Source organism: Acidisphaera sp. S103, from assembly GCF_009765975.1.
GTDB lineage: Bacteria > Pseudomonadota > Alphaproteobacteria > Acetobacterales > Acetobacteraceae > Rhodopila.
Window position 1 is genome coordinate 317861 of record NZ_LMUJ01000063.1, and the last position, 8477, is coordinate 326337.

The following is an 8477-nucleotide window of genomic DNA, read 5'->3' on the forward strand; positions in this document are numbered from 1 at the left end:
GAACCCACGACGTACAAGGATCGCTCCCCCGGGGATCAGCGCTCATTCGCGTTCACCTGCGTTTAGAATCCCATGCTTCCACCCCAACATCGCTGCCAGCACCAATCCGAACCGCGGACCATCAGAAACGCTTGACCGACAGCACTTCGAATGTCCGGCGGATAGTCTCCACGGCCTTGTCGTAATTGGCCATCGCCAGGCAGGCAATCAGCGTATCGACGATGCTGAGCTGGGCAATCCGGCTGGTCATCGCCTCGGTCCGGAACTCGGTTTCCCGCGCCATCGTGTACAGGACGACATCCGCATACGCCTGGATCGGCGATTTGCCGAAATTGGTGATGCAGATCGTTCGCGCCCCCGCCTCGTGCGCCAGCCGGGTCGCGGTGACGGTCTCGTGCGTGCTGCCGGAATGACTGACGGTGATGACCGCCACTTTCGGGCTGGTCAGTGACGCGCTGATCGTCTGGATGTGCGAATCGGTAACGACCTTGCAGTTGATGCCGATCCGCAACATCCGGTAGTGGGCGTCCTCGGCGATCGGCGCGGAACTGCCGATGCCGTACAGCTCCACGCTGTCGGCCGCCAGGATCAGCGCCACGGCCCGTGCGACCGCACCTCGATCCAGTGCCTTCAGCGTGTCGTACAGCGCCTGGATGTTGCTGAGGAAAGCTTTCTCGACGATCGTCGCCACATCGTCGTCGCGGGTCAGGTCCTCGTGGATCAGTTGCACCGGCTGCACCAGGTCGCGGGCCAGCGCGATCTTCAGGTGATGAAACCCCTTGGCGCCGACCTGACGGCACAGGCTGACCACGCTGCCTTCACTGGCGTCGGCCCGATCGGCGAGTTCGGTCACCGACATATGGACGATCTCCGCCGGGTTCGCCGCGATGAATGCGGCGATCCGGCGGGCCGCGGGCGGCAAGGACGGGATCATCGTCCGCATGCGTTCCAGGATGCCGTCCACCGGCACGACCGGTTCGGCCGCCGATTTCTGCGAAGCGCCAGCCCGCCGTCTTACCGCCATTCCATCCCTCCCGTCCCGTTCGAACCGTTGGTAATGAGATTGGGGTGGAACTGAATATCTTTCATTAATTAAATTCACGGCGACACATATTATTCATATTGGAGTCATCCTTATCGCCGACCGGCTTCGCTAGTTTGCGGCGTGCGTTGGATGACCCCCCGGTCAGGCCCGCGGCGAACCGATCTCTCCCCATCCCGGAGTAGCGAACCATGACGACCGAAACGACCAGACGTGGCCTCTTCAAAGGGGCCATGACAGCCGCCGCATTCGCGGCGCTGCCGCCCAGCATCCAGAAAGCGTTCGCGCAAAGTGCCGCGGTCAGCACGGGCACGATTCAGGATGTCAAGCACATCGTCATCCTGATGCAGGAGAATCGCTCCTTCGAGATGTATTTCGGCTCGAAATACGGCGTTCGCGGCTTCGGCGATCCGTTCCCCCATCCGACGGTCAGCGGCCAGACGGTGTGGAACCAGAAGAGCAGCAGCGCGGCGAACGCAACGACAACGTTGCCGTTCCCGATCCTGCAAACGCATAACTGGGCGTTCCCGCCGGACCTGTCGCACGGCTTCTCCGATCAGCAGGGGGCGTGGGGCCAGGGCCAGGCATCCTACTGGCCGCAATACAAATCCGCGTCCACCATGGGCTACTACACGCGCCCCGAGCTGCCGTTCCAGTTCGCTTTGGCGGAAGCGTTCACCCTGTGTGACGATTATCATTGCGCCATCATCAGTTGCACCGATCCGAACCGCGTTTCCGCCGTGGCGGGAACCAGTTGGGATCCGACCCAGGTCGCCGCGGGCGTCAACTGCACCGATGCCAACGGCGAGCCCAGCAATCTGCGCTGCTGGATCACCGGCACCTGGGTTGACGGCACGAACACTGGTTACCAATACAACCAGATCGCGACCAACACCGGCTTCACCTGGCCCAGCATCGCCGACGTGCTGACCGAGGCGGGCATTTCCTGGCGCATCTACCAGGACATGAACAACAACTGGACCGGCGCGATGAACGGCTTCCTCGCGTTCGACAGCTTCCGGACCGCCGAACCCGGCTCGACGATCTACGTCAACGGCATGACGACCTGGACGATCGCCGACCTGCAAACCGCCGTGGAAAACAACACGCTGGCGATGGTCAACTGGGTGCTGCCGTCCGCCGCCGAATCGGAGCATCCCGGCGCCCCGTGCAGCCCGACGCATGGCGGTTACTTCGCGGAAACGGTCCTGGAAGCGCTGACATCCAACCCCGACGTCTGGGCCAGCACCATCTTCATCCTGCACTTCGATGAGAACGATGGCTATTTCGACCACGCCCTGAGCCCGGCGGTCCCGTCCTACTATGCCAGCGGCGAACTGGCCGGCGCGTCCACGATCAGCCTGCCGGGCATGTATTTCAACAACGCCTCGCGCACCTACTCCTCGGGCTCCTATCTCAGCTCATCGGACACCATCTCCGGGCAGCTACGCCCCTGGGGCCTGGGTGCTCGCATTCCCACCACCGTGGTCTCGCCGTGGAGCAAGGGCGGCTGGATCAACTCGCAAGTCTTCTCCCATTGCTCGATCGGCCTGTTCCTGGAGCAATGGCTGGGCATCACCGTCCCGGGCATCACGCCCTGGCATCGTTCGGTCTGCGGCGACATGACCTCCTGCTTCAATTTCGCCACGCCAAACGCTACGTTCCCGACATTGCCGGATCTCAGCGGCTGGGCGGCATCCGACGCCGCGTCGGAAACGTTGCCTGCCGTCGTGCCACCCGGAACCCAGGCCATGCCGGTTCAGGAAATGGGATTAGCCCTGTCCCGCGGCCTGCCGTACGCGCTGAACGTGACCGCCTCGACCAGTGTGTCCGGCCTGGTGACCCTCAACTTCATCAACACCGGCAAGCAGGGTGCGGTTTTCCACGTCTATGACGTGCTGAACCTGAACCTGATCCCTCGCCGCTACACGGTCGAAGCCGGCAAGACGCTCAGCGACGATTTCTGGAATGCGTTCGGAACCAACTTCGTGACGGCCCCCGCCGGCACCTACAACCTTTGGGTCTACGGCCCGAATGGTTTCGCACGTCACTTCCAGGGCGTGATCAACCAGGAAGGCATGCTGCAACGCCAGCATCCGGAGATCCACTTCGCCTACGATATCGACAAAGGCGGCATCCGCATCGGTGTGCGCAGCAACGCCATCATGCCGGTGAATTTCACGGTGGCCGACAACGCCTACAAAAGCGGCCCGCCGCAAACGGTTTCGGTGCGGCCGGACGAGCTGGCCAGCCTGTTCTGGCCCGTCAAGAACAGCGGCAACTGGTATGACTTCAGCGTATCGACCGACGGGTTCGAGCGCCGGTTCGCCGGCCGCATGGAAGACGGCAAGGACCACATCACCGATCCGGGAATGGGGCGGTCCCCGGCGCCCTACGGAAACGAACCGGCCCTGGCCTGAACGCTACGTAACAATCCAACCAACGGTGGGGCGGCGGTGCCGTCCCACCGGCATATCCTGAAAGGCAACGAAATCATGTCCGCGCTCCCGTGCTTCCCGCTCAAGCGATCATTGGCCGCCGCCGTCCTGCTCGGTTCGGTCTACACCACCGCTGCCAAGGCCAACCAGATCATCGACTTCAGCACCCTGCCGCAGGAATCCGTCGACGGCGTAACCGCGGACGGCGTAACCTTCGGCTACTCCGAGTTCGGCTCTCCGTCCCCCGAGGCTTTTTTCGATGAGGCCGTCGGCCCCGGCAACACCGTGCTCGTTCAGCCCACCGCCCTGGTCGGCATGGCCGATGGCGTGCTGACGCTCAATTTCGCCAACCCGGAATCGGAAATCGACTTCGCCGTCGCGCTGACGACGAATGCGTCGCTGTCCCCCGGCTTCTCGGTGACGGTGTTCGACGCCTCCGGCGACGTCCTGGACACCTCCAATGTCGCGACGACCGCGCTGGCGAACTTCAGCGAAGGTGCGTTCAGCTATGACGGCGCCGATGCATCGTCCGTCGCGATCACGTTCGACTCGATTGACGGCGTCTTTCAAGACGACGCCAACGAATTCGCCCTTGGTAACGTGACGGTGCCGGAGCCTGACAGCATCGGCATCTTTGCCGCCGGCCTGATGGCCCTGGGTGCGATGATCCGGCGGCGGCGCCAGGCCTGATACGGCATCGTTACCACTTGGCGTGATCGGCGGCTCCATCGGCGCCGGTCACGCTGCGCCACGTCAGCCAGCCGTCTAGGAAGGACCCGATCATGCAGTACCTCCTGAACACCGCCCAGTATCCACGGCCGGCGAAGCCGACGCCGCCGATTTTGGTCGATGCGCCCGATGACGCAACGATCCTGGCCAAGGCGGATGAGATCGTGCGGCAGATCCGCTCGGAAGGCGCGGAAAAGGTCCAGGTTCAGGTGCGTCAGGCGGTGAATCTCGTCCTCGTCGGCCACGTCGGCGACGAAGCCTGATCGGGGAGGGACGGACGCATGCGTATCGGGATCATCGGGGCCGGATTCAGCGGACGTGCGCCCGCGCGCCTTGCGATTCAGCGCGGCCATGAGGTGATGTTGAGCAATGGCCGCGACCCGGCAACGCTGGCCAATGCGATGATTCGTTGCGAAGTTGGGACATCGGCGCAGGCCGCTGCGTTCGGTGACGTTGTCCTGCTGACCGTGCCCTATCCCGGCCACAAGACCATCGCGCCCGGACCTCTGGCCGGAAAAATCGTGTTGGACGCGAGCAATTATCTTCCGCTTCAACCACTGGATCGCGACACGAAGACCGCCAGCGAACGGGTCGCCGAGCATTTCGCTGGCGCACTGGTTGTGAAGGCGCTGAACGTGATCGTGGAGAAGGATATCGAAAAGCACGCCCGTCCGTTGGGTGCGCCCAATCGGCGTGCGATCCCCATCGCCGGCGACACCGATCACGCCAAAGAAACGATAACCGGCCTTCTCGACCAGCTTGGCTTCGATGTTGTGGACGCCGGCCCGCTGTCCGAGGGATGGCGCTTTGAGCAAGGGCAGGCGGCCCATGGCACGCCTTTGGACCGCGCCAGCCTGATACAGGCCCTCGCGGCGGCCGAGGTTAAATCCAGTTGAACGCCCTCGGCGGCTGGCGCACGTTGGGACTACCCGTTTTGGCCGTCGCGCTGGCAGGCATAGTGGGGCTGGAACTGCTGCAACCGTTCGCGCAGGCTTCCACCAACCCCGCGCCGGCCGAGCTGATCCCGAACCAGCCGTCACACCAACCCGCTCCACGGGCCCACATCGACATAGACGCCATCCTCGCTCGGCCGCTGTTTACCCAATCGCGCAGGGCGCCGGCGGCGCCGGCGGCGCCCGCGGCGCCGGTGGAAAAGGTCGCGGCCGTGGAAACTCCGCGGCTGACCGGTGTGATCCTGTCCCCAAGCGGCGGGCGCGCGATCTTCACGCTGCACGAGGGCAAGCCGGTCGTCGTCGCCGATGGCGGCCGCATCGGTGACGACGTCGTCAAATCGATCACGCCGGACACGGTGTTCCTGACCGGGCCAACCGGACGGCATGCGCTGCGGATAATCCCCGACCCCGAGATACGCGCAAAACCGCATATCGTGCAGGCCGTGAATGCAAGTCCGCCCCCGTCAGGAAGTAGCCAAACCCGCTGACGCGGTCACGCCACGAGGCGCAGATCTTCCCGGACAGAACACGACATCGCCACGACCGAACCGATCAGCACCAGTGTCGGACCATCGAAGCACCGCGTATCGAGCTGATCCGCCAGGTTGGCCAGTGTGCCATGCAGATGGGTCTCATTCGAACGCGAGGCATTCTCCACCGCCACCGCCGGTGTGGACCCCGGCAGCCCGGCCGCGATCAGGCTGGCCGCGACATCCCGAAAAACCTTGCTGGCCATATACGCGGCGATGGTGCCGCCACTTTCCGCCAAAGCCCGCCAATCATGTGCCGGAACCTGCCCGTTACTGCCATGACCAGTAACAAAATGCAATGACCTGGCGACATCGCGATGGGTCAGCGGGATTTGCAGACTGGCGGCGGCGGCACAGGCGGCGGTGATGCCCGGCACGACCTCCACCGGCACGCCGGCGGCCCGCAGGCTGTCCAGTTCCTCGCCGCCGCGGCCGAACACGAACGGATCGCCGCCCTTCAGCCGCACCACATGCGCGCCGGACTGGGCCAATGTCACGATCAGCCGGTTGATCGCCGCCTGGTTCATCGCATGCCGGCCGCACCGCTTGCCGACATCGATCAAACGAGCACCCGGACGCGCCAGGTCCAGGATCGCCGGATCGATCAGCGCATCGTACAACACCGCATCCGCCCGTTGGATCGCCTTCACCGCGCGCAGCGTCAGCAGGTCCGGAGCACCCGGCCCAGCACCAACCAATGTGGCGCTGCCAATCTGATCAATCCGCGGGCATGCGAACATTTCGAAGAATCTCCTCAAGTTCGGGAATGCAGGAACCGCAATTGGTGCCGGCGCGCAGCAGCACGCCGATCTGTTGAACGGAACTCAGCCGGTGGGTCGCCACGGCATGGCGGATCGCATCGCGCGTCACGCCGAAGCAGGCGCAGACCTTGGGTCCTTCGGCCGCGGTCGCGTCATACATCCGCCCCGCCAGGATTTTCGATCGGGCCGCGTCCGGCACCGGGGCGCCCAGCATCGGGATCACCGCGGCTTCGTTCGGCAAGGCGGAGGCATCCCGCGCCAGGAACAGGCATGCCTCCAGCGCGCCATCGCGCACCACGGCCACCCGCAGCACCCCGCGCCGCCGGTCGGAGACCTCCAGCCAATCGGTATCCTCCGCCTGACCCAGCAGAGCGGCCGCGAAACGGGTTGTGTCGTCACCGGCCGGCATCGGCCGCAAGCCGGCCAGCCGATACATTTGGCCCTCGCTGACCGGCACTCGGATCCAATGGCAGATGTCCGGCAGCGCCCCGCCGGTTCGGCGCACCAGCAGGCCGTGAAAGTGAACGGTGGCCGGTTCGACGGTCACCGCCGTCGCCTTCAGTTCCGGCTGCCCCGAAACAGGATCGACCTTACCGCTGACCACCCGTCCGACCGGTCCGGTGGAGGCGAACTGATCCGTCCAATGCATCGGTGCGAACACCTCGCCATGCCGCTGCGTATGGCGCAAATCGGCCCGTAGCAGCATTTCGCCCTCGACGGTCACGATCCGTGTCAGGGCGCCTTGCGCGATCCCCGCCGTCGCGGCATCGGCCGGATGGATGGTCAGCACCGGCTCCGGCGTATGGCTCATCAAGGCCGGAACAAGGCCGGTGCGGGTCATGGTGTGCCACTGGTCGCGGACCCGTCCGGTGTTCAGCCGCAGTCCGGCGGCAGGTAGCGCTTGATATCGAACCGGAACAAACCGAGCACGCCCGTCCGGAGTGGAAAAGCCGCCCTGTGCGAACAGCCGCCCGCCCTCATTGAACGCACCCGCCGGCAGCGGCCAGCGGAAGGGCTGCAACGCCTCGTAGCCGGCTTCATCGATGTCGGCCACCGCACTGATGTCGAACACCCGCCGCCCGCCATTGGCATGGCCGGACAGGGCGGCATGCTCGCGAAACACCGCGGCGGGAGTCTGCCAGGCGAATGCATCCGCCCAGCCCATGCGCTGTCCGACCTCGGCGAACTGCCGCCAGTCCGAACGGGCCTGTCCCGGCGCTTTCCGGAACGGCCGCTGGCGGGAAATGCGCCGTTCGGAGTTGGTGACGGTGCCGTCCTTCTCGCCCCAGCCGGCGGCGGGCAGCACCACATGGGCATGGGCGGACGTATCGGTCGGCCAGCAATCGGACACCACGACGAACGGGCAGACGGCCAGCGCGGCGCGCACCCGGTCGGCGCGGGGCATGCTGACGGCGGGATTGGTGGCAACAATCCATAGCGCCTTGATCCGTCCATCGAGCACGGCGTCGAACAAGTCGACCGCCTTCAGGCCCGGCGTCGGCGGCAGCCCCGGCGACCGCCAGAACGCCTGCAACGCCGCCCGATCGGCCGGATCGTCGAAGCGCATATGCGCCGCCAACTGGTTGGCCAGGCCGCCGACCTCCCGCCCGCCCATCGCGTTCGGCTGGCCGGTGACCGAGAACGGCCCCGAACCCGGCCGGCCGATCCGTCCCGTCGCCAGATGGCAGTTGATGATCGCGTTGACCTTGTCGGTCCCGGTCGAGGACTGATTGACCCCCTGGGAGTAGACCGTCATCACCCGTTCGGTCTGCGCAAACATGTCGTAAAACGTCTCAAGCAGCTCCGGATCGACCCCGCATTCAGCCGCGACGGCCTCCACTCCCATCCATTCACCCGTCATGGCGGCCACGGGGTTGCCACCCTCTCCCGTCATGGCAGCCACGGCGTTGCCACCCTCTCCCGTCATGGCGGCCACGGGGTTGCCACCCTCTCCCGTCATGGCGGGCGCAGGCCCGCCATCCACGCCTTTGTCACCCCCCACACCGCGGGGCGTGGATGGCGGG

Annotated in this window: 8 protein-coding genes; 5 read left to right on the plus strand and 3 right to left on the minus strand. The window is 65.2% G+C overall.

The features are described 5' to 3' along the window. Nucleotides 1–121: 121 nt before the first annotated feature. Nucleotides 122–1024 (minus strand): MurR/RpiR family transcriptional regulator, encoded by a 903-nt coding sequence (locus GSQ89_RS22205; protein WP_174254908.1) that lies wholly within the window; start codon nt 1022–1024, stop codon nt 122–124. Nucleotides 1025–1233: 209 nt separating this feature from the next. On the opposite strand from GSQ89_RS22205, the gene GSQ89_RS22210 reads away from it, so the two are divergent. The 5 genes from GSQ89_RS22210 (at nt 1234) to GSQ89_RS22230 (ending at nt 5650) form a co-directional block, all read left to right on the plus strand. Then, nucleotides 1234–3462: a phosphocholine-specific phospholipase C gene (locus GSQ89_RS22210; RefSeq protein WP_158929281.1), complete on the plus strand. Its 2229-nt coding sequence runs from the start codon at nt 1234–1236 to the stop codon at nt 3460–3462. A gap of 75 nt (nt 3463–3537) precedes the next feature. Continuing rightward, a complete protein-coding gene (locus tag GSQ89_RS22215) occupies nt 3538–4170 on the plus strand; it encodes a PEP-CTERM sorting domain-containing protein (protein ID WP_158929283.1) in 633 nt (210 codons plus the stop codon). Between the two features lie 92 nt (nt 4171–4262). Beyond that, nucleotides 4263–4472 (plus strand): hypothetical protein, encoded by a 210-nt coding sequence (locus tag GSQ89_RS22220; protein WP_158929285.1) that lies wholly within the window; start codon nt 4263–4265, stop codon nt 4470–4472. An 18-nt stretch (nt 4473–4490) separates the two neighbouring features. Beyond that, nucleotides 4491–5105, plus strand: a complete 615-nt coding sequence (locus GSQ89_RS22225) for an NADPH-dependent F420 reductase (RefSeq protein WP_158929287.1) — start codon at nt 4491–4493, stop codon at nt 5103–5105. Nucleotides 5106–5143: 38 nt separating this feature from the next. Further along, nucleotides 5144–5650: a hypothetical protein gene (locus GSQ89_RS22230; protein WP_158929289.1), complete on the plus strand. Its 507-nt coding sequence runs from the start codon at nt 5144–5146 to the stop codon at nt 5648–5650. A gap of 5 nt (nt 5651–5655) precedes the next feature. Here GSQ89_RS22230 and cobA read toward each other — a convergent pair whose 3' ends face one another. Both cobA and GSQ89_RS22240 read right to left on the minus strand, forming a co-directional pair. Then, nucleotides 5656–6432, minus strand: a complete 777-nt coding sequence (gene cobA, locus GSQ89_RS22235; RefSeq protein WP_158929291.1) for a uroporphyrinogen-III C-methyltransferase — start codon at nt 6430–6432, stop codon at nt 5656–5658. Next, a partial coding sequence (locus GSQ89_RS22240; RefSeq protein WP_216856321.1) for a molybdopterin-dependent oxidoreductase occupies nt 6410–8477 on the minus strand: 2068 nt, incomplete at its 5' end. The genes cobA and GSQ89_RS22240, both read right to left, overlap by 23 nt.

Coding starts and splice junctions, on each gene's coding strand:
- GSQ89_RS22205 (WP_174254908.1), bottom strand. CDS start 1,024: ATGGCGGTAAGACGGCGGGCTGGCGCTTCGCAGAAATCGGCGGCCGAA.
- GSQ89_RS22210 (WP_158929281.1), top strand. CDS start 1,234: ATGACGACCGAAACGACCAGACGTGGCCTCTTCAAAGGGGCCATGACA.
- GSQ89_RS22215 (WP_158929283.1), top strand. CDS start 3,538: ATGTCCGCGCTCCCGTGCTTCCCGCTCAAGCGATCATTGGCCGCCGCC.
- GSQ89_RS22220 (WP_158929285.1), top strand. CDS start 4,263: ATGCAGTACCTCCTGAACACCGCCCAGTATCCACGGCCGGCGAAGCCG.
- GSQ89_RS22225 (WP_158929287.1), top strand. CDS start 4,491: ATGCGTATCGGGATCATCGGGGCCGGATTCAGCGGACGTGCGCCCGCG.
- cobA (WP_158929291.1), bottom strand. CDS start 6,432: ATGTTCGCATGCCCGCGGATTGATCAGATTGGCAGCGCCACATTGGTT.